The sequence below is a fragment of the Arcobacter lacus genome (genome assembly GCF_003063295.1).
GTDB classification, from domain to species: domain Bacteria; phylum Campylobacterota; class Campylobacteria; order Campylobacterales; family Arcobacteraceae; genus Aliarcobacter; species Aliarcobacter lacus.
In genome coordinates this window covers 244,513-269,297 of record NZ_MUXF01000001.1, presented here as the reverse complement: position 1 = coordinate 269,297, position 24,785 = coordinate 244,513, and the positions used below count along the sequence as shown (strand labels likewise).

20 protein-coding genes are annotated in these 24,785 nt (G+C 26.4%); 16 read left to right on the top strand and 4 right to left on the bottom strand.

Going from position 1 to position 24,785, the window contains the following annotated elements:
* Positions 1-76 precede the first annotated feature (76 nt).
* The 8 genes from B0175_RS01410 (at position 77) to B0175_RS01375 (ending at position 12,979) form a co-directional block, all read left to right on the top strand.
* Positions 77-895: a 50S ribosomal protein L11 methyltransferase gene (locus B0175_RS01410; RefSeq protein WP_108526950.1), complete on the top strand. Its 819-nt coding sequence runs from the start codon at positions 77-79 to the stop codon at positions 893-895.
* Between the two features lie 4 nt (positions 896-899).
* On the top strand, positions 900-2,891 hold the full coding sequence (gene ftsH / locus B0175_RS01405) for an ATP-dependent zinc metalloprotease FtsH (RefSeq protein ID WP_108526949.1): 1,992 nt from the start codon (positions 900-902) through the stop codon (positions 2,889-2,891).
* A gap of 119 nt (positions 2,892-3,010) precedes the next feature.
* The gene (locus tag B0175_RS01400) at positions 3,011-4,840 is read left to right on the top strand and encodes an HD domain-containing phosphohydrolase (RefSeq protein ID WP_108526948.1); all 1,830 of its coding nucleotides are present in this window, start codon (positions 3,011-3,013) and stop codon (positions 4,838-4,840) included.
* Positions 4,821-7,394, top strand: a complete 2,574-nt coding sequence (locus tag B0175_RS01395) for a sensor histidine kinase (protein ID WP_108526947.1) — start codon at positions 4,821-4,823, stop codon at positions 7,392-7,394. Before B0175_RS01400 ends, B0175_RS01395 begins: the two co-directional genes overlap by 20 nt.
* 286 nt (positions 7,395-7,680) lie before the next feature.
* Entirely contained in the window at positions 7,681-9,234 is a 1,554-nt protein-coding gene (locus B0175_RS01390) for a 2-isopropylmalate synthase (RefSeq protein ID WP_012012272.1), read from the top strand.
* Positions 9,235-9,273: 39 nt separating this feature from the next.
* Positions 9,274-9,606 (top strand): thioredoxin family protein, encoded by a 333-nt coding sequence (locus tag B0175_RS01385; protein WP_108526946.1) that lies wholly within the window; start codon positions 9,274-9,276, stop codon positions 9,604-9,606.
* Positions 9,603-10,022: a heme-binding domain-containing protein gene (locus B0175_RS01380; RefSeq protein WP_108526945.1), complete on the top strand. Its 420-nt coding sequence runs from the start codon at positions 9,603-9,605 to the stop codon at positions 10,020-10,022. The genes B0175_RS01385 and B0175_RS01380 overlap by 4 nt, the downstream gene beginning before the upstream one ends.
* A complete protein-coding gene (locus tag B0175_RS01375; protein WP_108526944.1) occupies positions 10,022-12,979 on the top strand; it encodes a MutS-related protein in 2,958 nt (985 codons plus the stop codon). The genes B0175_RS01380 and B0175_RS01375 overlap by 1 nt, the downstream gene beginning before the upstream one ends.
* Before the next feature lie 8 nt (positions 12,980-12,987).
* Here the strand turns inward: B0175_RS01375 and B0175_RS11225 are convergent, their stop codons facing one another.
* Positions 12,988-13,155 (bottom strand): hypothetical protein, encoded by a 168-nt coding sequence (locus B0175_RS11225; RefSeq protein ID WP_210004210.1) that lies wholly within the window; start codon positions 13,153-13,155, stop codon positions 12,988-12,990.
* A gap of 24 nt (positions 13,156-13,179) precedes the next feature.
* Positions 13,180-13,449 carry a hypothetical protein gene (locus B0175_RS01370; protein ID WP_108526943.1) on the bottom strand — a complete coding sequence of 90 codons (270 nt, stop codon included), beginning with the start codon at positions 13,447-13,449 and terminating at the stop codon, positions 13,180-13,182.
* A gap of 148 nt (positions 13,450-13,597) precedes the next feature.
* On the opposite strand from B0175_RS01370, the gene B0175_RS01365 reads away from it, so the two are divergent.
* Complete coding sequence (locus tag B0175_RS01365; protein WP_146175176.1) at positions 13,598-13,813, top strand: GNVR domain-containing protein; 216 nt, start codon at positions 13,598-13,600, stop codon at positions 13,811-13,813.
* Positions 13,814-13,823: 10 nt separating this feature from the next.
* Here the strand turns inward: B0175_RS01365 and B0175_RS01360 are convergent, their stop codons facing one another.
* Positions 13,824-14,636 carry a helix-turn-helix domain-containing protein gene (locus B0175_RS01360; protein WP_108526942.1) on the bottom strand — a complete coding sequence of 271 codons (813 nt, stop codon included), beginning with the start codon at positions 14,634-14,636 and terminating at the stop codon, positions 13,824-13,826.
* A gap of 181 nt (positions 14,637-14,817) precedes the next feature.
* Here B0175_RS01360 and peaA point away from each other — a divergent pair, with 181 nt between their 5' ends.
* Genes peaA through qhpG form a run of 7 tightly spaced genes read left to right on the top strand, consistent with a single transcriptional unit; the run spans position 14,818 to position 22,906 of the window.
* Positions 14,818-16,425, top strand: coding sequence for a quinohemoprotein amine dehydrogenase subunit alpha (peaA, locus tag B0175_RS01355; RefSeq protein ID WP_108526941.1), 1,608 nt, complete (start codon positions 14,818-14,820; stop codon positions 16,423-16,425).
* A gap of 9 nt (positions 16,426-16,434) precedes the next feature.
* Positions 16,435-17,808, top strand: a complete 1,374-nt coding sequence (gene peaB, locus B0175_RS01350) for a quinohemoprotein amine dehydrogenase maturation protein (protein WP_108526940.1) — start codon at positions 16,435-16,437, stop codon at positions 17,806-17,808.
* Between the two features lie 10 nt (positions 17,809-17,818).
* Positions 17,819-18,139, top strand: a complete 321-nt coding sequence (qhpC, locus tag B0175_RS01345; RefSeq protein ID WP_108526939.1) for a quinohemoprotein amine dehydrogenase subunit gamma — start codon at positions 17,819-17,821, stop codon at positions 18,137-18,139.
* Positions 18,140-18,156: 17 nt separating this feature from the next.
* Complete coding sequence (gene peaD / locus B0175_RS01340; RefSeq protein ID WP_108526938.1) at positions 18,157-19,290, top strand: quinohemoprotein amine dehydrogenase subunit beta; 1,134 nt, start codon at positions 18,157-18,159, stop codon at positions 19,288-19,290.
* Positions 19,291-19,304: 14 nt separating this feature from the next.
* Positions 19,305-20,942, top strand: coding sequence for an ABC transporter ATP-binding protein (locus tag B0175_RS01335; protein WP_108526937.1), 1,638 nt, complete (start codon positions 19,305-19,307; stop codon positions 20,940-20,942).
* The gene (gene qhpE / locus B0175_RS01330) at positions 20,935-21,573 is read left to right on the top strand and encodes a subtilisin-like serine protease QhpE (RefSeq protein ID WP_108526936.1); all 639 of its coding nucleotides are present in this window, start codon (positions 20,935-20,937) and stop codon (positions 21,571-21,573) included. Before B0175_RS01335 ends, qhpE begins: the two co-directional genes overlap by 8 nt.
* A complete protein-coding gene (gene qhpG, locus B0175_RS01325; RefSeq protein WP_108526935.1) occupies positions 21,560-22,906 on the top strand; it encodes a flavin-dependent monooxygenase QhpG in 1,347 nt (448 codons plus the stop codon). The genes qhpE and qhpG overlap by 14 nt, the downstream gene beginning before the upstream one ends.
* An 8-nt stretch (positions 22,907-22,914) precedes the next feature.
* Here the strand turns inward: qhpG and B0175_RS01320 are convergent, their stop codons facing one another.
* Positions 22,915-24,774, bottom strand: a complete 1,860-nt coding sequence (locus B0175_RS01320; protein ID WP_108526934.1) for a GGDEF domain-containing protein — start codon at positions 24,772-24,774, stop codon at positions 22,915-22,917.
* Positions 24,775-24,785 lie beyond the last annotated feature (11 nt).

The window sequence follows — 24,785 nt, the reverse complement described above, 5'->3', positions numbered from 1 at the left end:
TTAATTGAATTAAAAAGTTATTTCGATAGAATATTGCACTTTTTAAAAGTAAAAATGTATTTTGTAAAGGAAATATTTGTCTAAATACTATTTTGAATTGGTGCTTAAACCAAAAAAAAATTACGAACTTTTTTTAGAACTACTTGAGTCATTAACTGAAGATGCTTTTGAAGAAAATGATGGTTGTATAATTATTAGAAGTGAAGATGAACTAGATGATTTAAAGTTTGGAATAGAGAGATTTTCTGAAGCTTTAGATGTAAAATGTGAAATAATTTATGAAAAAAAAGAGAATATTGATTGGATAAAAGAGTACCAAAAATCTGTTAAATCAGTTGAAGTTGGGAATTTTTTTATTCGTCCGTCTTGGGAAGAAAAAAAAGATAATAAAATTGATATTATAATTGACCCTGCATTATCTTTTGGTTCAGGACATCATGAAACAACTTCTTCTTGTATAGAAGCAATAGATGAATTTGTGAAAGAAAAACAAACGGTTTTAGATGTAGGAACTGGAAGTGGTATTTTAGCAATTGCTGCAGCTAAAAAAGGTTGTGTAGTTGATATTTGTGATACAGATGAAGTTTGTATAGTAGATACAAAATCAAATTTTGAATTAAATAATACTAAATTTAATGATAGTTGGGTTGGTTCTATAAATAAATCAACAAAAACTTATGATGTTGTAATAGCAAATATAGTAGCAGATGTTTTAGTTATGATAGCAAATGATTTAAAAAAATCTTTAAATCCTGATGGCTTACTGATTATTTCAGGTATTTTAGATAAACATGAGAATAGAGTATTAAATAAATTTAAAGATTTAGAAGTTATAAAAGTTATTCATAAAAATGAATGGATAACTGCAATATTTAAAAAGAATAAGGAGTCTTAGTTAAATGTCAAAAAAACAACAACAAAATGATAATAACAATATCAATAACAACGATAATAACAATAATTTTTTTAACAATAATCCAATTTTAATATTTGTAATTTTTGCAATAGTTACAATATTTGCATTTAAAACTATTTTTTCTGACGAAACTATGGGAGTGTCAAACTCTAATGTTCAAGCATTTGGTCAAAGTTCAAATAAAACAATTGCTTATTCAGATTTGAAAAAATTAATTAGTGCAGGAAAAATTGAATATGTAGGTATTGGAAATACTCAAATTAGAGCAATTTCTAAAAATGAAGGTGGACAAGTTATAACTTATACAGCTAGACGAGTAATACCTGATGAAACTTTGATTACTGAATTAGAAAAAAACAATATTGGTTATGGTGGAATAAATGAAGAAAATATTCTAGCTGATATTTTATTCGGTTGGGTTTTACCAATCTTTATTTTCTTTGCTATTTGGATGTTTATTGCAAAAAGAATGCAAAAATCTATGGGTGGTGGTTCAGGAGGAATCCTTGGAATTGGTTCATCAAAAAAGATGATAAATTCTGAAAAACCAAATGTAAAATTTGATGATATGGCTGGAAATAAAGAAGCAAAAGAAGAAGTTCAAGAAGTTGTTGATTTCTTAAAATCTCCAGATAGATATGTAAGACTTGGAGCTCAAATTCCAAAAGGTGTTTTATTAGTAGGACCTCCAGGTACAGGGAAAACACTTTTAGCAAAAGCAGTTGCAGGTGAAGCAAATGTTGAATTTTTATCAGTTTCTGGTTCAGCATTTATAGAGATGTTTGTTGGAGTTGGAGCTTCAAGAGTACGAGATTTATTTGAACAAGCTAAAAAAGTTGCTCCTGCAATTATATTTATAGATGAGATTGATGCTATTGGTAAAAGTAGAGCAAGTGGTGGACCAATGGGTGGAAATGATGAAAGAGAGCAAACATTAAATCAGCTTTTAGCTGAAATGGATGGATTCTCAACTGAACATGCACCTGTTATTGTATTAGCTGCAACAAATAGACCAGAAGTTCTTGACCCAGCACTTTTAAGACCAGGAAGATTTGATAGACAAGTTTTAGTTGATAAACCTGATTATGAAGGAAGAATTGAAATTTTAAATGTACATATCAAAGATGTAAAATTAGGTAAAAATGTAGATTTAAAAGAAGTTGCAAAAATGACAGCTGGACTTGCAGGAGCTGACTTAGCAAATATTGTAAATGAAGCTGCTCTTTTAGCTGGACGTGCTTCAAAAAATGAAGTAGGACCAGAAGATTTTAAAGAAGCAGTTGAAAGACAAATTGCTGGACTTGAAAAAAAATCAAGAAGAATTTCTCCAAAAGAGAGAAAGATCGTAGCATATCACGAAAGTGGACATGCTTTAATTGCTGAGATTACAAAAGGTGCAAATAAAGTAAATAAAGTATCTATTGTTCCAAGAGGACTTGCTGCACTTGGATATACACTTAATACTCCAGAAGAGAATAAATATTTGATGCAAAAACATGAATTACTTGCTGAAGTTGATGTTTTATTAGGTGGACGAGCAGCAGAACAAGTGTTTATTGGTGAAATTAGTACTGGTGCTGGAAATGACTTAGAAAGAGCAACTGGAATTATAAAATCAATGGCAACTATTTATGGTATGAGTGATATTGCTGGATTGATGGTTTTAGAAAAAAGAACAAATCAATTTTTAGGTGGACAAACTCAAAAAGATTATTCAGATGCTATGGCAAAAGAACTTGATACTCACGTAAAAACAGTATTAAATGAAAGATATGAAATTGTTTTACAAGCATTAAGAGATAATAGTGCAGCAATTGAGCAAATGACAGCAGAATTATTAGATATAGAAGTAATTACAGGTGAAAGAGTAAGAGAAATTATCAAAGAAAATGGTGGAACTGTTTTTGAAGATGAAGACTTACATACTGAAGCTATCAAAGATGAAGATGTAAAAGAAGAAGAGACAAAAGAATAATATATTTTAAGTTAGGTAAATAATTACCTAACTTTTTTCTATCAAAATTATTTTTCCATATTTTTAGTTATAATTGTTGTATAATAATCTTAAAAGAGCATTTATAATTAAGGTCAAATATGAAAAAAACTCAAGATTATTTTTTCTATTTAAAAAAAACAAAAGTTCTATATGTTGAAGATAATGATAATACAAGAGAGGAATTAGAGTATTTTTTAGAAAGAAAAGTTGAAAGACTATTTGTTGCAAAAAATGGACAAGAAGGACTTGATTTATTCAAAGAAAATCAACCTGATTTGATTATAGCTGATATTCAAATGCCTATTATGAATGGTATAAAAATGGTCGAAGCAATTAAGGAAATAAATTCAAATATTCCTATTGTTTTTGTGACAGCATTTAATGACACGGATTATTTATTCGAAGCAATTAAATTAAATGTAGCAGGATATTTAACTAAACCACTAAATCTTTATGCTTTAAGTGAAACACTTTTTAGTATCTCAAAAAATATATATTTAGAAAAAGAAAATAAAGAAATTTACAATACTTTAAAACAGTATAAAGATATTGTAGATGAAAGATCAATTATATCAAAAGCTACAATTGATGGAATTATAACATATATTAATGAACCTTTTGAAAAAATTTCTGGATATACAAAAGAAGAAATTTTAGGAAAACCACACAGCATTATAAATCATCCTTTAATGGATAAAACTATTTTTAAAGATATGTGGAAAAAAATAAAAGGTGAAAAAAAATCTTGGCAAGGTCGTATAAAGAATATTTCTAAAGATGGAAGAGAATATTTTGTTGATTTAATAGTAAAACCAATTTTAGATTTAGATGAAAATATCTTAGAGTTTATATCTTTATCAAATGACATAACAGATTTAGAAATATCAAAAAATTATTTTGAAAATTTAACACAAAAAAGTGTTTCAGATTTAAATGAATCAATTAGAACTGTAAACGCCTATAAAGAAGCAATAGATGAAAGTAATATTATTCTTAGAATGGATCTTAACAAAAATATAACTTATGCAAATGAAGCTTTTTATAATATTAGTGGATTTACAAAAGATGAATTAATAGGAAAAAATTATTTTATTTTTGAATATATAAATTTATTAAAACAGAAAAAATCAAAAGCAGATGAAATGTTTGATGAGAAGATTTGGAAAGGTGAAAATTCATATTTGAATAAAAATAAACAAATTTTTCATTTAAATATGACGATATTTCCTTTAAAAGATAAAGAAAATAGAGTAATTGAATATATGGCAATAAGTCATGATATAACAGAAATTGAGAATTTACATGATGAGTTAGAAGATACACAAAGAGAAATAATATATAAGCTAGGCGAAATTGGAGAAACGAGAAGTTCTGAAACAGGATATCATGTAAAAAGAGTTGCCGAATACTCAAAACTTTTAGCACAGAAATCAGGTTTGGATTATAAAGATGTAAATATACTTTTTATGGCTTCACCTATGCATGATATCGGAAAAATAGGTATTCCTGATGCAATATTAAATAAACCTGGAAAATTAACTGCTGAAGAATGGGAAATTATGAAAACACATACTCAAATAGGTTTTAATATTTTAAAAAATTCAAAAAGAGAAACTTTAAAAGCAGCAGGCATTGTTTCTTATACTCATCATGAAAGATGGGATGGAACAGGATATCCTTTAGGATTAAAAGGTGAAGAAATACATATATTTGGAAGAATTACTGCAATAGCAGATGTTTTCGATGCTTTAAGTAGTGAAAGAGTTTATAAAAAAGCTTGGAGTATAGAAAAAATACTTGAACTTTTTGATGAAGAAAAGGGAAAACATTTTGATCCAAATTTGATAAATATTTTTATGAATAATTTAGATGAATTTTTAATAATAAAAGAAAAATATAAGGACCTACATGAAAAATTTGAGCATTAGAATTAAATTAATTGTAATTTTTATTTTAATAAAAATTATTCCTTTATTATTCATTGCATATATTGCTTATGAAGGTGTTTTAAAATTAGATATGTACATAAACAAAAGTACAACATTTCTATTTAATCAAAATAAAGAGATTATTATAAATACTGCAAATGCATCTATTGAAGATAGTATAAAAAATTTGGATAAAAAATCTCAAGATTCTTTAGAAAAAATCTCCTATGAAATTGCAAATAATATTGCTGATTTCTTATATGAAAGAGATAAAGATTTATTGTTTTTATCAAAATTAGATTTAAATCAAAAGATTTTAGAAAATTTTTATGAATCAAAAACAAGAAATGTTATTGTCCATGATGAATATTTTTATGATGATGAAACAAATACTTATAAAACAAAAGAAGAGATAAAAAAAGTTGAACGAGATAAAAAAACTGCAAATTTAAAAGAAAATGAAAAAGAGTTTAATTATATTGACCCAATAGAGTTTAAAACAAAAAATATTCCAATTTACAAAGAGATAAGTTTTTTTGATTTGAATGGAAATGAGAAATATAAAATTTCTTCAATAAATCCTGAAAAATCAAATGTTTCAGATAGTAAAAATACTTATGTGAAAGCTGAAAAATATTTTGATGATATTTCAAAATTAAATAAAAATGAGATTTATGTTTCTGATGTTATTGGTGAATATATAGGAAGTAAAATAATAGGAACTTTTACAAAAGAGAAAGCAAAAAAAGCTGGAATTGAGTTTGAACCAGAAAAATATGGATATGCAGGAATTGAAAATCCTTTAGGAAAAAGATTTGAAGGAATTATTCGATTTATTACACCTGTATTTAAAAATAATGAAAAAATAGGTTACATTTCTATGGCTTTAGATCATAGACATATTCAAGAATTTACAGATACATTAAATCCTACGAGTATAAATTTAAAACAAAATATTGCAGATGCAACTTTAGGTAATTATGCTTTTATTTGGGATTATGAAGGAAAAAGTATTGCTCATCCAAGAGATTATTCAATCTTTGGATATGATAAAAATAGTGGTGAAAAAGTAATGCCATGGTTAAGTGCTGATGTTGCAGAAAAATTTTATAGTTCAAATGAAGATATAAATCAATTTTTAAAAGATTATCCAAAATTTGAAGAACAAAGTTTAGAAAAAAAACCGAATCTAAAACAATTACAAGAGGATGGAAATGTCGGACTTGATTGTAGATATTTAAATTTTGCTCCTCAATGTGAAGGTTGGATGCAGTTAACTCAAAATGGGGGATATGGATCTTTTATAATAAATTGGAGTAATGTTTGGAAATTAACAACAGCCGCAACAATTCCTTATTATACAGGTAAATACGGCAATACAAAAAGAGGATTTGGATTTGTAGCAATTGGTGCAAGTGTTGATGATTTTCATTCAGCTGCTAATAAAACAAGAGAAGATGTAATTAAAATTTTAAATAATCAAACTGAAAGTATGTCTGAAATAATGAATGAAAATCAATTAGAAATAAAAGATTTTATAAATGCATTAATTAATGAATTAACAATAATAACTTTTGCAATGGTTATTTTAGTGATTGTAATAGCTTTATTAATGTCAAGTTATTTAAGTAAAAAAATTGAAAATATTTTAGTTGGAACAAAAAAATTTGCAAATAATGAATTGGATTATAGAATAAAAGTAACTTCAAAAGATGAAATTGGACAACTTGAAAATTCATTTAACGAAATGGCTGGAAAAATTGAAGATTTGATAAAAGAAGAAAAAAAATTAAATTGTAATTTAGAACAAAAAGTTCAAATAGAAACTTCAAAACAAAAAGAGCAAGAACAACTTCTAATTCAACAAACAAGATTAGCTGCAATGGGAGAAATGATAGGAAATATTGCTCATCAATGGAGACAACCTTTAAATGCTTTAGGATTGGTTCTTCAAAATTTAAAATTCTCTTATGATATGGGGGAATTAGATGAAAAGATGATGGATAAATCAATAAATAAAGCAGATATGCTTACAAAAAATATGTCAAAAACTATTGATGATTTTAGAAACTTTTTTAAGCCTAATAAATCAAAAGAAAAATTTGGAATCAATGAAAATGTCAATAAAGCCATAGAATTGGTTGAATCCACTTTTGAACATCATAATATAAAATTAGAAAAGAATTTTTCTTCAGATGAATTAGAATTCCATGGTTTTCCAAATGAATTTTCTCAAGTTATATTGAATATATTAACAAATGCAAAAGATGCAATAATTGAAAATAAAATTCTTAATCCACTTGTAATTGTTGAAACTAAAATAGAAAATGACAATATTTGTATTTCAATAAAAGATAATGCAAATGGAATAGATGAAAATATAGTAAATAAAATATTTGAACCTTATTTTACAACAAAAGATGAAGGTAAAGGTACTGGAATAGGTCTTTATATGTCAAAAATAATTATAGAGAACAACATGAATGGTAAAATTGAAGTGTATAATTTAGAAAAAGGGGCAAATTTTATTATAAAATTACCTATAAATTTATAATAGTTATATTTGAGTAAAAATTTCCAAAACTTTTACTCAAGCTATTGACAAATAAAAATTTATTAATTATACTTAAAAATTAAAATAAACAAAGGAGAGTAATATGAAAATATTTGATTTTTATAAAAGCCATTTCATTAAAAGTGTAAACTCTCTGCTCCTGCTTTCTTTTTCTCTCTAATTATAATTTTTATAATTACAATTTAACACATATAATCACACGACAGTTTTTCTTTTTTTAATTAAAAAAAGATATAATAAATAAGATATTTAAAGGTAAATTACAATGGATAAAAATAAAATTATAGTATTTGATACAACATTAAGAGATGGTGAACAAAGCCCTGGCTGTTCGATGAATACTGAAGAAAAAATTAAAGTTGCTTTACAATTAGAAAAATTAGGAGTTGATGTAATTGAAGCTGGATTTGCAGCAGCTAGTCCAGGTGACTTTGATGCAGTTAGTAGAATCGCTCAAATTATAAAAAACTCAAGTATCTGTTCTTTAGCAAGAGCAGTTGATAATGATATAAAACAAGCGGGATTAGCTGTTCAAAGTGCTGCTAAAAGTAGAATTCATACGTTTATAGCAACAAGTCCTATTCATATGCAATATAAGTTAAAAATGAGTGGTGATGAAGTTATCAAAAGAGCAATAAGAGCAGTAGAATATGCAAAAACTTTTGTAGATGATGTTGAATTTTCTTTAGAAGATGCAGGAAGAAGTGAAATTCCTTTTATGAAAGAAGTTATGGATGCTGTTATAGGTGCAGGTGCAAAAACTATAAACTTACCTGATACTGTTGGATACAGATTACCAACAGAGTTAGGTGCAATGGTTAAAGAATTGAGTGCTTATGCAGGTGATAGAGCGATAATTTCAGTACATAATCACAATGATTTAGGATTAGCAACTGCAAATACTTTAGCAGCAGTTTTAAATGGTGCTAGACAAATAGAAGTAACAATAAATGGATTGGGTGAAAGAGCTGGAAATTCAGCTTTAGAAGAGGCTGTAATGGCTATAAAAACTAGAAAAGATGCTTTTGGAGATTTATATACAACTATTAATACTCCTGAAATTTATGCAACTTCAAGATTAGTTGCTACAATCACAGGAGTTGAGCCACAACAAAATAAGGCAATTGTTGGTAAAAATGCTTTTGCACATGAAAGTGGAATCCACCAAGATGGTGTTTTAAAACATCAAGAAACTTATGAAATTATGAAACCTGAAGATGTTGGTGTTATCAAAGATAGTACTTTAATCTTAGGAAAACACTCTGGTCGAGCAGCATTTAGAGATAAAATTGTTCAATTAGGGTTTGATAAAGTAAGTGATGATGAGTTAAATGCAGCATTTGAAAGATTTAAAGTTTTAGCAGATAATAAAAAAGAGATAAGTGATGAAGATGTAAGAATGTTAATCACAGATGAAGCTTTAAATCACGATAAAACTTATGATTTAATTGGATTACAAATTAGTGATTGTACAAATGGTGTTCCAACAGCAGCTGTTGCTATCAAATATAAAGATGAAATCATAAAAGATGCTGCAATTGGTGATGGAACAATGGATGCTATTTTTAAAACGATTGATAGAATTACAGGATTTAGTGGTGAATTAAAAGACTATAAAGTAATCTCTGTAACAGAAGGTAAAGATGCTTTAGCAAAAGTAACAACAAGGGTTTCTTTTGATGAAACAAGTCCAGCTTTTGTAGGACATGGATTGAGTATTGATACTATGCTTGCAACAGCAAAAGCATATATTGGTGCTTTAAATTCTTATCTTTCTCAGAAAAAGAGACTTTCAAAAAGTAGTGAACACCAAGTATAAAAGGTAGCTTTTTAGCTATCTTTTTTTTTGAGGTATAAAATGACACAAATAGAAAACGAAAAAGAACTAAAAAAAGCTATAAGTGAAAATCAAGCTATAATACTTTATTTTAGTGGAGATAATTGTTCTGTTTGTAAAGTTTTAAAACCAAAAATTGAAACTGAAGTATCAAAAAACTTTCCTAAAATGAAACTTTTTGAAATAAAAACAGATATTTCAAAAGAGCTTTCTAGTCAGTTTAGCGTATTTTCGATTCCTACAATTGTTGTTCTTTTTGATAAAAAAGAGTTCAAACGATATGGAAGAAATATAAGCTTATCTCTATTTATAGAGGAAATAAGAAGAATTTATAATTTAATGGATGGTACATGAAAAGATTTTTATTAATTTTATTGGGACTTTTTTTAGTTATACAACTTATTCCAACAAATAAAAAAAATGAAGTTGTAGATAAATCTTTAGAAATAACAGCTGAAGAAGGAATCATGGATATTTTAAGAACAGCTTGTTATGACTGCCATTCAAATGAAACAGTATATCCTTGGTATTCATATATTGCTCCTTTTTCTTGGACAATTTCAAAACATGTAAATGAAGGAAAAAAAGCTTTAAATTTCTCAATTTGGGAAACTTATAGTGAAAAAGAGAAAGAAGAACATCTAAAAGATATTTATAGAACAATATATGCTGCTATGCCTCTTCAACCTTACCTTTTAATACATACAAAAGCTAATATCAGCTCTGAAGATAGAAAAGTAATAAGAGATTGGACAGGAGTGCGAAGATAGTGAGAGAAGAAGTTGCTGAACTTTTAGAAAATAGGGGTGAACTTCTAACTATTACCTATTTTAAACTTCAAAAGTTATTTGAAAAAAAATATGGCTCAAACGCTTTGGTTCTTATGGAAATAGGAACTTTTTTTGAGGTTTATGAAGTAAATAATGATGAAGAAAAAATAGGAAAAGCAAAAGAGATAGCAGAACTTCTTAATATTCAACTTACACGAAAAAATAAATCTATTTTAGAAAACTCAAAAGAAAATCCAATAATGGCTGGAGTTCCAGCAATTGCTTTTGAAAAGCATTTAGCAAGAATAATATCTGAACAAAAATATACTATTGCAATTATCAGACAAAAAGGACTTCCTCCAAATGTAAGTAGATATTTGGATACGGTTGTAAGTCCTGGAACAAACTTTGATTTTGTAATAGACCAAGATGAAAATAATATAACTTCACTTTTAATTGATCAAATAAGAGGTATTTATTTGGTTGGTTATAGTGCTATTGATGTAACTACTGGAAAGTGTTATTACAATGAAGTTCATGGAACAAGTGAAGATAAATTTTTTGCACTTGATGAAGTGTTTAATTATATGAATATGCATAAAACAAACGAAGTAGTTATAACATTTGCAGATAAAAATATAAATCAAAGAGAGGTTATTGATTATTTAGAGTTAAATCTTAAGACTTTTCATATTGGAAGTTTTAGACCAAAAATCTCTTATCAAAATGAACTTTTTAAAAATGTATTTAATATTGAGTCTTTGCTAACTTCTATTGAACATCTTGATATGGAAAGAGTTCCTTTAAGCACTGAATCTCTTGCTGTTTTGATTGATTTTGTAATTGGGCATGACTCTAATATTATTCAAAAACTTTCAACTCCACAAAAACTTGATATTAGTAGATACATTTATCTTGGAAATAATGCACTTGAACAACTAAATATAATTGAAACAACTCATAATCCAAGTTTGATAAAACTTATAAACAACACTTCAACAGCAATGGGAAAAAGACTTTTAAAAGAGAGACTTACTCATCCAGTTAAAGATAGTAAAGAGTTGTTAAGAAGATATGCTTTATCAAAAGAGTTATATGATTATCACTCTCCAATAGAAAATGAATTAGCAAATATTTATGATATTGAAAGATTAACAAGAAGAATAAAACTAAATAGGCTTCATCCTTTTGAGTTAAATTATCTTTATGATTCGCTTTTAAGTATCAAAGAAGTTGTAGCTTTTATGGAGAATTATAAATTTATAACTCCGCCTTGTAGTAGTGCGGATTTAACTTTATTTATTCAATCTATTGATTCGACTTTTGATTTAAATATCAGTGGTAAATTTATGTTAAAAGATGTTGATAGCAATATGATAAGTTTTGGAATAAATACTCAAATTGACGAATTAAACGCTCAAAATGAGATTTTATATTCTAAATTAGAATTGTTAAGAACACATATTTTATCATTTATGAAAAGTGATGATTCAAATTTTGTAAGTATAAATAGACTCGATAAAGAGGGATTTTTTATCACTTTGACAAAAAATAGATTTAACTTAGTTAAAAAAGAGTTATTAAATTCTCATTTAATAGTTGATGATGAATTGTATTTGTTTAAAGATTTTAATATAAAAGTTCAAACAAATTCAGTAAAGATTTTTTGTAAATTAACTGAAGATATTTCAGATAAATATGTACATAATTTACGAAAAATTGTAGAGTTAAATAAGCTTGTTTTTAAAGAAAAAATTCACGAATTTGAAAAGAAATTTGCTACTTTACTTCAAGAATTAGTACAGTTTATAGCTGAGGTAGATTTAACAGTTTCAAATATAAAAACAGCAAAAAAATATAACTATACTTGTCCAAAGATTGTAAAAACAAAAGAGAATGAAAACTTTTTAGAACTTATTGATTTAAGACATCCAATAATTGAAGCAAATGAAGAACAAGGAATTTATGTACCAAATGACATTATTTTGGGAGAACTAAGCCTTGCTTCTCAAGAATACAAAGATAATATAATTATAAAAAATTCAAATCCAGTAAATATGTACAATAATAAAATGCATGGAGTTTTACTTTATGGAATAAACTCTTCGGGAAAATCTTCTTTGATGAAATCGATTGGAATCGCAGTTGTTTTAGCACAAGCTGGATTTTATGTACCATGTCGTTCTATGAGATTTTCTATTTTTGATGCAGTTTATACAAGAATTAGTGGAGCTGATAATATTGCAAAAGGATTATCATCTTTTGCAGTTGAGATGTTGGAGTTAAAAAATATCTTTAATAGAGCTAGTAAAAATTCACTTATTTTGGGTGACGAAATCTCACATAGTACAGAAACTATGAGTGGATTAAGTATCGTTGCAAGTGCTATTTTAAAATTAGCAAAACTTGAAGCTTTATTTGTTTTTGCTACACATTTACATCAACTTCCTGAAATTGAAGAGATACAAAAACTAAAAAATATTATTTCTTTACATTTATCCGTTTTTTATAAAGATGATGAAGATAAACTTATTTTTGATAGAAAATTAGCTTTTGGAAGTGGTTCTTCTATGTATGGATTAGAATATGCAAAATCACTTCATATGGATAAAGAGTTTTTAAATATTGCAAATGAAATACGAAAAAAATTAACTGATGATTATAATCCTTTAGAAAGACTATCTCAAAAGAAAACTTCAAAATATAATAATAGTGTTTTTGCTTCAAACTGTGTAATTTGTGGACGAGCTTGTGATGATGTTCATCATATAAAAGAACAAGCACGTGCTAATAAAGATGGCTTTATTGGACATATAAATGCAAACCATAAATATAATCTAATTCCTCTTTGTAAAGAACATCATAAAATGGTACATGATGGAACTATTAATATAAATGGTTTTGTTGCAACTTCTAAAGGTTTAGAGTTACATTATACAATGGTTGATGAGAAATAAAAAACTATTTATTTTGTAAATTTTAAAGTTAAATCTTTGTAGTTTTTTAAAGTATTCTCTAAATTTTCTAAAAATATCTCTGGAGCATAGATTAGTAAATCATTGATTTGATGAAATCTATCTTTTGGAATATTTATTTTTGATGTTTGTTCTGAACAAACTTTTGATTTTATCAACTCTTTTTCTTCACTTGAGAGACTTTATAAAATATGTTTTAAATAGATTTTTCTAGTTCGACTACTATCATCAAAGAGTATTTGTTCAGGTATTTCTAACACTTCTGCAATATATGGTAATAACTCTACTTTTAAAGCAATATCACCACTTAAATAAGCATATATTGCTTTTATAGTAGGAATTTCTCCAGTACTTTTTAATTTTGGCTCAAGTGCAATAAGTTTTATAGCAAAATTTTTCTTATTTAAACTTTTTTCTTTCAATAATAGATTTATTTTTTCATATATTTCCATAATTCTACCTTTTGTAGAAATTTTATATATTATTCTTCTCTAAAACAAGAAAAAATCTATACATAAAGTCTATATAAGAGGAAAAATTCTATAATATAAAGAAAAAGAAGATATTAGAGAAGAAGAAATCAAATTAAATGTAAATTTAGTGAAGAAATTAGATGATTTAAAAAATAGTTTAATGATAGAAAAGTTAAAACTTACAAATGATAGTGTTAGAAATAGTGAAGTCGTAGGAGATTATATAGTAAATGATTATCCTGTAAAACCAAAGAAATCTTTGATTTTAGCAGTTTCATTTGTAACTGGATTTATATTATCAATATTTTTAGTGTTTATTTTGAATTTTATTAGAAAAGAGTAGTTTTTAAAATTTAACAAAAAATATTACATTTATATTGTAAAAAATCATCTGCTTGTAAAAGAAATAGAGTTGGAGTAACTCCTGTAAAAAACTTGAACTCTTTTATAAAAGATGATTGATCATAAAAGTTATTTTCAACTGCAATATTTTTAAAATCAATACTATTTTTATTTGATTTTATAAGTTTTAAAGTTCCATAAAATCTATTTATTTTTTCAATTGATTTAGGAGCAAGTCCTGTAAAATCTTTTACTTTTCTTTGAATTTGTCTAATAGATAATCTATTTTGATTATAAAAATTTTCTAAATTAGGATTTTTAGTAAATTCATAAAGATTTGATAATAAACTATCTTCTTGCATATTTTGAAATATTTTAAATAGGTATTCATCGAGTTTATCTAAAGAACTTAAAGTACTATTTTTTAATTCATACAATAAATCAAGAATAGAAACATCAAAATTTAAAGATAACTCTTTTATTTCATAAACTCTATCTTCAAGTTTCGATACAGGTATTCCAAAAAGTTTATAAAAAACACCAGGGAATAAAGAAATATCTATATAGTAAATATTTGAATCAAGGTTTAAATTATGTATATTTAAACTTGGAGGACATATATAAATACCTCTATTTAAAGTTTTATTTGAATAAGAAAGATTCTTTTTTATATCTATTATCATCAATAAACATACATTGTCATAAGGCAAAATAACTTTTTCTTTTTCTATTTCATCTAATGTTTGTTCATAGTTAACAAACCAATAAGATTTAACCCATTTTTCTAATTTGTAATTTGGTTTAAAAGTTTTAAATTGAAACAAATTTCATCCTTTGTAAAAAAGAATTTTAATACTTTTCATTACTATTTATTTCTTCAGTTTGTATATTTTATATACACAAATGTCGTTTTAATACTATACAAATAAGTGAATGATTATTTATAATCCATTGAAACTAAATAATAGGTTTTTAGTTAAAAAAATTTTATTTGAGGAGCAAAAGTTGAATTACAAAAGATTATCAAAATTTGGGATGAAATCTTTAGTTTTATTAGCTGCTTTACCTTTATTTGCAGTTGATGCACAAAAAGGAAAAGAAGTTATTGAAAGTAAATGTATTGCCTGTCATACAGGTGATTTAAAAGAGGGCTTAAGTCGTATTTCTGATCAAAGAAAAACACCAGAAGGTTGGTATATGACAGTAAAAAGAATGCAAAGAGAACATGGCTTATCTATCACAAGAGATGAAGAAACAAATGTTATTAAATATCTAGCAGACTACCAAGGTTTAACTCCTGATGAGATAAAACCATACACATATGTTTTAGATAAAACACCAAATATTCAAGAAGAAAGCAAAGATGAATTGCTAACGGAAATGTGTGTTAGATGTCACTCGGAAGCAAGAATTGGTCTTCAAAGAAGAACTGCAAATGAATGGAATAGCTTAGTAAATTACCATGTTGCACAATTCCCTTCTTTTGAAGTTCAAGCACAAGCAAGGGATAGAGATTGGTTTGGTGTAGCTCAAAATGAAGTAGTACCATATTTAGCAGAAAATTTTGGGAAAGACAAAGAAAAATTTGATAAATACATAAAATCAGTAAAAAATTATGAATTACCAAAAAAATGGATTACTTATGGTCATACTCCAATATTAGGTGATTTTACAGCAACTTTAACTTTAATAAAAAGTACAGATGAATCTTATGCAATGCTGATGGATTACAAATATGCTTCTGGTGAAGAATATAAAGGAAGAGGAATAGCTGTAGTTTATGGAGGAAGTGAAATTAGAGCTTCTTTTGAAGTAAATGGGGTTAAATATAGACAAACTTTACACTTAAATCCAAAAACAAATAGTTTTGAAGGAAGAATGTTTGAAGCACTTCATCCTGAAAATGGTTCAACTTTAGTAGGAAAAGCAAAAGATTCAAAAGAGACAGCATTAGTAGCAGTTTATCCAAAAGCTGTAAAAGCTGGAGAAAAATCGACTATTTCAATTGTTGGTACAAATCTAGTTGGAGATATTAAATTACCAAGTAGTTTAAAAGTTTTAAAAACTATTAAACATACAAATAATGAGATTATTTTAGAGGTTGTTGCAAATAAAATTTCAAAAACTATTGATGGAAATATTTCGATTGGTACAAAAACATTTAAAAATAGTTTAGTTGTATATGACAAAGTTGATTATTTAAAAGTTACTCCTGATTATGCAATTTCAAGAATTGGTGGAGAAGAAGGAAAAGATAAAATCTTAAAAGAGTATGCAACTTTTGAAGCAATTGGTTATTCTTTTGGAAAAGATGGTAAAAAAGATACAGATGATGATATCAATTTAGGTGTTGTTCCTGCAACTTGGAGTTTAGAAGCTTACGATGAACAAGCGCAAGAGGATAAAGATTTAGAGTATGTTGGTCAAATAGATGTTAATACAGGAAAATTTACTCCAAGCATAGCTGGACCAAATGAAGAAAGAAAATTGATGACAAATAATGCTGGAAATATAAGTGTTGTTGCAACATATAAAGATGGACAAAAAGAGTTAAGTGAAAAATCTCATATGATTGTAACAGTTCCTAAATTTGTGAACCCACCAATTAATTAAGAATTTATCATGAGTATCAATAACTATAGTTTAATAAAAACAAATTACCATATTTTAGAAATAGACTCAAAAGAGTTTTTATTTCATATACCAACTTCTTCAGTTTTTGAGTTATCAACTGAAAGTGCAAATCTTCTAAAAAAGATGGAAAACAAAGAAGAGATAACAAAAGATGAAGAAGAGATAGTTGAAGAGTTTAAAGAGTTAAACATTGTAGGAAGCAGATTTTTTGTAAAAGAAGAAGAGACAAAAATAGAACATTTTCCTGCAAAAGCTCTAGTTTTAAATGTAACTTCAGGATGTAATCTTAGTTGTACATATTGCTATAAAGCAGATTTAACATCTTTAAAAAATAGTGGTCAAATGACTTTTGAAATCGCAAAAGATGCTATTGATATGTTTTATAAAGAATCTCCATATTTAAAAGAGTATTCAATTACTTTTTTTGGAGGAGAGCCTTTGAGTAACTTACCTTTAATCAAACAAATTATTGCTTATGCAAATGATTTTTTTGAAAGTAAAGGTTTAAAAATTGGTTATTCGATGACATCAAATGCAACACTTTTAACTGATGAAGTTATTAGATATTTACATGAAAGTAAAGTTGATTTAACTATTAGTATTGATGGACCTGAATCACTTCATAATAAAACTAGAGTATATGAAAATGGAAAAGGAAGTTATGAAAAAGTAGCTAAAAATGTAGCAAAACTATTGGATATTTATAAAAATAGAACAGTTGGAGCTAGAGTTACTTTAACAAGAGGAGTTACAGATGTAAAAACAATTTGGAATCACTTAAGATATGACTTAAAATTTAAAGAGGTTGGTTTTGCTCCTGCAACTTCAGGCGATAATGACTTTTTTAATTTAAGTGATAGTGATTTGAAAAAAGTTTTTGCAGGATTTAAAGAGTTGGGTGAAGATTATATAAATGAGGCAATTAAGGGTAATTTTAATGGTTTTTCAAATCTTCATCGAACAGTAATTGATATTCATGAAGGAAGAAAGAAAAAATTACCTTGTGGAGCTGGAGTTGGATTACTTTCAGTTTCATATAAAGGTGATATAGATTTGTGTCATAGATTTACAGGTTCTGATTATCCATCTTTTGGAAATATAGAAAAAGGTCTTGATAAAAAAGCTTTAGGGAGTTTTTTAGAAAAAAGAGCAAATGAAAAAGATACAAGTTGCCAAACATGTAGAATTAGAAATTTATGTGCAGGTGGCTGTTATCACGAAAGTTATATCAAATATGGAACACCTGAAAAATCAGTGTTACATTATTGTGATGATATGAGAAATTGGATTGATTTTGCAGTAGAAGCATATATAAGAATAAAAGCAAAAAATCCAGAATTTTTTACAAAATATTTTAAATAAGGAAAAGAAAATGAAACATTTAAAACCAATTACACCAAAAGCTAAACTTTTAGAAGAGGCTTTAAAAGAAGGGAATGCAAATGAAGTAGTTGCAATGTCAAGTGTTGTGGGATGTGTTACAACGTTTGATCCAGGTTGGGAAGTAGATAGTGATGGTGGAGTTGCAAGTCTTTGTCAGCCAATGGAAGCAGATTTATATGGATGTTCAGATCCTTGTTGGTGGCCAACTCAAGTTCCTGATACTTCTTCTAGTTATAAAAAATGGGGTGAAAAAGCTCCTGCAACAAAAGATGACTGGCGAGAATTAGACCATGTATATCCAAAAATATAAATAGAAAGGTTGATAATATGTTAAATAAAAAATTTTTAAAAAGTAGTTTAGGATTATTAAGCTTTTCATTGATTTTATCTTCAAGCTTAACAACAAATTTAAATGCAGCAAATGTTAAATTAAAATCAAATCACGATTATTTGGTTACTGTTACAAGACCAAATAATATTGCTTTAGTTGATTTGGAAACAAATAAAATGATAAATGAATGTAAAATAGATGAAGCATTTTCTCCAGGAGCGATTGTTTTATCTCCAAATAATAAAGTTGCATTTATTTTAGGTGAATATGGAGAACAAGTTGCTGGTTATGAAATAGAAACTTGTAAAAAAGTATTTCATACTTCTTTAACTCAAGGAAATATTAGAGCAAAATCTCTGTTTGGTTTATCAGTTAATGAAGATGGTTCAAAAGTTTATGCAATTTATAATAGAACAGAGATGTTAAATGATAGATATAAAGTTTTACCTCCATATTTTTCAGTTTATAATGTAGCTGATGGATTGGATGCAAAACCTGTTAAAAGTTTTGAAATGCCAAGACAAACGACAGTTGTTTCAACTGGAAAAGATGGAAAAGTTTATGTAGTTGGAACAGATTTATATGAAGTAAATGCAAATAGTGGAGATATAAAAATTGCAAAAAAAATAGTTAAATGGGGGAAAGAGGGATATAGTGACCTTGATTCTGCTGCAAACTATATCATTGGGCAACAAACAGGAGATTTAACAGCTTTATATGCAACTATAAAATATGATGATCCAAATAATCCATCTGAAGATGCTGGAACTTGGTATTGGGGAATTACAAGTGTTGATCTAAATACTGGAGAAATAATTCAACAAAATATTTCAGAGTATGAAACTTTGATGTTTACAGCAATTAGAAGTCCAAAAGATTCAAATATTTTGTATGGAGTTTTAAATGATTTAACAAAATTTGATTTAAAAGAACAAAAAGTGTTAAAAAGAGTTGTTACAGATCATACATATTATAGTGTTGTTCCTTCAATGGATGGAGAAAAACTATATCTTGGAGGTTGTTTAAATGATATTGCTGTTTATGATGCAAATACTTTAGAAAAAATTGGAAAAATTCAATTATCTGGAGATATGGGTTCAGCAGCTCTTCAAGTATTTAAAACAAAATAGGCAAACTTTTTAGTATGTTTAAAAGTATTATATATCCTCTCTTACGAAAAAATAAGAGAGGATTTTTTGTCATTTTTTTATTTTCTATTCTTGTCTCTCTTGGTGGAGCGATTCAACCATATATCATGCAACACATAATTGATAATGCTATTCTAGCTTCAAATATAAATCAGCTTATTTTTTTAGTTTCTATCTCATTTTTTCTTACTGTTTTTGTTATGATAATAAGTTATATAAATGAGATTTATTACACAAAAAACTCTATGAATATTTTGTTTGAGTTTAGAAGAATTGTCTTTAATAGACTATTTTTACATGATAAAACTTTTTTAAACAAATATCACTCTGCTGATTTGATGTCAAGAGTTCAAGGTGATATTAGTGAACTTCAAAGATTTTATACTGATAGTGTTTTCTCACTATTTTCAACTATCATTAGTCTTGTATTTATCTCTTGTATTATATATTCGTATAATATAAAACTAATGATACTTATTTTTATATTTTTGCCAATTGAGTTTATTTGTTTAAAACCACTTTATCCTCATGTTCAAAAAAGTACAAAAACTATGAGAGAATCAACTTCAAATATTGGAAAATTTTTTATTGAAAATTTTAGATATTTATTAGTTCTAAAAAATCTTGGAGCAAAAAAACAAACTTTAGAAAAGCTAGATTTTATTCAAGATGATTATAAAAAAGTTGTAATAAAAAATAAAAAGATAAATCTAATCTTTTCACAAATTCCAGCATTTATTTCACTTCTTGGAAAAACAATAATCATAGCATATGGTGGATACTTAACTATTCAAGGTGAGCTAAAAGTTGGTGAACTTTTTGCATTTTTGACATATTTTACGATGATTCTAGCACCAGTTCATACAATCTTAGGAGTTGTAAATAATCTTCCAAAAATGAAAGTTAGTTTAAATAGAGTTTTAGAAATTTTACCAAAAGATGAAAAAACTGAAACTTTTAAAAGTACAAATTTTGAGATTGTAGTAAAAGATTTAGATTTTTCTTATGCTAATAATAAAATATTTGAAAAATTAAATCTTCATATAAAAGAGAAAAGTAAAATTGCGATTATTGGAAAAAATGGTGCAGGAAAAAGTACATTTGGAGATTTACTTTGTGGATTTCTAAAAGCTCAAAATGGAAATATATTTATTGGAAATGAAGAAATAGGGAAAAAAGATTTTATAAACTTTTCAAAATATTTGGTAAAACTTGAACAAACTCCAATTATATTTGATGACAGTTTAAGAGGAAATCTTCTTTTAGCAAATGAAAAAGCAAAAGATGAAGAATTGATAAATTCTTTGAAAAAAACTGGTATGTTTGATTGGTACAATTCTCTTGAAAATGGATTAGATACAAATATTTTTGAATCTGGAGCAAATTTATCTGGTGGTCAAAAACAAAGAATAGCTCTTTCAAGAATAATTTTATTAAATCCAAAAATTATCATTTTAGATGAATTTACCTCTTCTATTGATGAAAAAGATACTTTTTGGTTTTATGAAAATATTTCAAAAATTTTCCCAGATTCAACTATTATTGCAATAACTCATCATCTAAATATGTTAAATAATTTTGATGAGGTTTATCTACTTGAAGATAAAAATTTAAAAGAGTATAAAAATGTCTAAAGAGATTTATGTAGCAATTATTGATAGTGGTTGTAGTTTTGAAACTTATGAAAAAATTGCCATACATATAGAAAACAATAGAATAAAAATTAAAAAACAAAATAATATAAATTTTGAACATGGAAATGTTATTGGAAACATCATAAAAGATGAAAACACAAATATTTATGACATTCAAGTATTTAATGAAAATTTATCAACTACTCCAAATCATATTTTTGGAGCATTAAACTATTTAAAAGATAAAAAAGTTGATGTAATTAGTATGAGTTTAGGTTTAAAAACAAACTATAAAGAGATAGAAAATTTAGTGAATGAACTTATAAATAAAGGTGTAGTTATAGTTTCATCATTTCCTAGACGAGGAGAAGATTTTGTCTATCCAGCTTCATATAATGGAGTTATAAAAGTAACATCAGAAGGCATGTGTAAAGATGATAAAGTTGTAGCTTTAGATAAAGAAAAACTATTTTTTGGAGCAAATCCCTTTTCTAGTGTAAAAAATGTGGCAGGTTCAAGTGTGGCTGTTGCAAAGTTTACAAAAGAGTTTTGTAGCTATTTAAAAAAAGGTTTTAAAAAAGAGGAAATAATTGAAGAGTTTTCTAAAAGGATTATCAATGAACCAAAATGAAAAAATATTGATTTTAGGTGCAGGAATTGCAGGTAGTTCTACTGCTATTGGACTTAAAAAATTAGGTTTTGATGTAACTGTTATTTACAAAAAAAGACCATTTACTGCTTATGAAGGATTTAGTCAAAAAACAAAAGAGGGACTTATCTCATTAGGTTGTATAAAAGCTTCAAAACTTTTAGTTGATCAATCTTTACGAAACTCAAATTGGGCAGCAAAAGCAGATAAAGTAAATTATGAATATGTTGTAAATAGAAGAGATTTAGATGAAGCATTATTAAAAGATGTTGGTGAAAATGATATAAAAATAATTGAAGCAAAAGTTGTTGGTTCTATTGATACAAGTGAATTAAAACCTAAAGTTAATTATAAAATAGATGAAGATAAATATGAATTAATTGCTGATTTTATAGTTGATGCAAGGGGAAGATTTACCCCTTTTAAAGATGAATATATAACTGGTCCAAAAAGTTATTCACTTCTACAAGAACTAGAACTTGAAAATGTAAAAGAGAATAAAACTTCAATTGATTCTGTAAAAGATGGTTGGATTTGGCAAGCTTATGTTGGAGAAAAAAGAGGTTATATCCAATTTTCTTGTGATGAAGAATTAGCTAATAAAGTTACTAGTTTTGAAGATATGTTAAAAATTCTAAAAGAGCAAAATATAAAACTTTGGAGTTTAAATAACTATAAAGTTATTGGAAAATTAGTTAAAAGAGATTCATTTTGTAAAATCCATAAAGAGATAATAAATAGTAAAATGATGTTAATAGGAGATAGTGCATCTAGTGTGGACCCACTTTCTGGAAATGGCGCTTTTCAAGCTATGAGTATGTCAAGTATCGCTCCATATGTAATAAACACAATTTTAAACAAAAATGAAAATGAACAAAAAGTTGCAATTGATTTTTATAAAAGTAGGGTAGAGTTTATATTTGATAAATTTACAAAAGTTGGAAAAGAGTTTTATCTACTTGAAAATAGGTTTGATACAAATTTTTGGCAAAAAAGACAAACTTGGCCTCAAGATAAGAATGAATTAGAAAAAAAACTTCCAAGAATAGAAAAAAAACTTCCAAGAATAGAAAAAAAAGCAGTTGTAAAAGATGGTTTTGTAAAGGAAAGTGAGGTAGTAATTACAAAAGATAATCCTTTTGGTGCTTGCTATTTTGGAAATATTGAAATTATAGATTTAGCTAAATATTGTTTAGAAAATAACTTTGAAAAATCTTTGGAATATTTTGATGTTTTTTGTAAAGAAAAAAATATTTCATCTCAAGTATCTAATTCTTTAAAAAATTGGTGTATAAAAGAAGAAGTTTTAGGATAAAAAGAGTATTAATAACTCTTTTTATCTGCACTTTTTAAGAACTCTTTTTGGAATCTTACTATTTTATTTCTACCCGTTTCTTTCGCTTGATATAAAGATATATCTGCATATTTTATACATTTCCAAATTTGATCAGCATCATCTGGGAAGAAAGAATAACCGATACTTACAGTTTTACTAAATGCTTGACCATTGTAATTAAACACAAGTTTTGCAAACTCTTCATTTATTTTTGCAGCAAGTTCTTTTGCTGTAACTTCAGTTGGATTTTTCATAATAATTAAGAACTCTTCACCACCAAATCTAACAATAAACTCATTTTCAGAAATAGATTCTTTCATTGTATCTGATAATTTTTGTAGTATGGCATCTCCTGCATCATGTCCATAAGTATCATTTATCATTTTAAAGTAATCAATATCTAAGAACATAATTGCAAATTTTGTACCATTTTGCAATTCATGAGGTAACTTTTTATCGATAAATTCATCTAAATATCTACGATTATAAAGTCCTGTTAAACCATCTACTAAATTCTTTTCTCTTAATGCATCCATTAAAAGTTTACTTTCTAAAATAGGTTTTGTCTCTTCTAAATATTTTTTGATTATTCCTATTTGATATTTAGTATTTTGTAAACTTTCTTTATCTTTACAAACTATATGTATAACAATATTTTTTTGTTCATTTATTAAAAATGGAATACAAATATGGTTTATATCACCTGAACATTTTGCAATTCTACAAATTTCAGGAAAATTTTCTGAAGAAACAATAGTGTTTGTTCTTTCTGCTCTACAACCATATTTTATACCTTTTGAAATACTACAACAAGGTTTTTCAGTCTCTTTTATAGGATAAATTGTTTTTCTTTCATCTTTTATTAAATCAGTTTCAAAAATATAAAAAGATTCAATATTTAATTTATTTTTTAAAACTTGAATTAATCTATAAAAAATATCATCTTTTGTTAAGTCAGTTTCAATAGTTTTTTTATAGTTATAAATTTCAGTAATATCTTCAATAATCTCTTTTGCTGTTAGAAGTTTGTCATTACTAAAAATCGTAGCTCTATTATGCACAAATGAAGTAAGATTTTTTTCAATACCTGTTAAAACTGTTTCAAGTTTTTCTATAAGTTCATTTAACCAAATAGAAGCTTCTTTATCTTCTTTTAGAACACCTTCTTTAACTCTAACTGAATAATCACCTTCATGCACTCTTTTTAAAGCTTCCGTTATTGAGTCAAATGAACTTGTAAATGGAGTGATTTTTTTTCTTAAATAAATTAAAATAAAGATTAAAAATATAGAAATTGTAGCGACAACTTTTAATAGTACTATAATATTTGAAACTCTATCGTCCTTAATATCAAAAGTTAGAGAAATTGCCCCTAAAACTTGTCCTTCTTGAGCATTGTGACATGACATACAGTTAGGTTTATCAAGAGATGAAGCAGTATATGGAATAGTTATTCTTAAAGTAGCATCTTCTAAACTTTCTTTGATAACAACTTCTTCTATCCCCGTTTTTAATACATTTTGGTCAATTTGATCTCTTGCTTTTTCTGTAGCTAATAAAGAATTTCCAAACTGTTCACTAACACTTTTAGATCTTACAACCCAAAGTCCTTTGATACCTTGTAGGTTATTCAAACTATTTAAAAAAGTGTCTCTTTGGTGCATTGTTCCATTTATCATATGGCTTGTCAATGAATTTTTAACTAATTCGGCTGTTAAATAAGCTCTTTTTTTTGCTCCATCATATCCACTGTGTCTTGAACCAAGTGCTATTAGAATTATTATTATAACAGCAAGTATTGAAATCATAGTAAAAATTATAAGAGTTATTTTTTTATTTGAGCTCATCTATTTCCCTT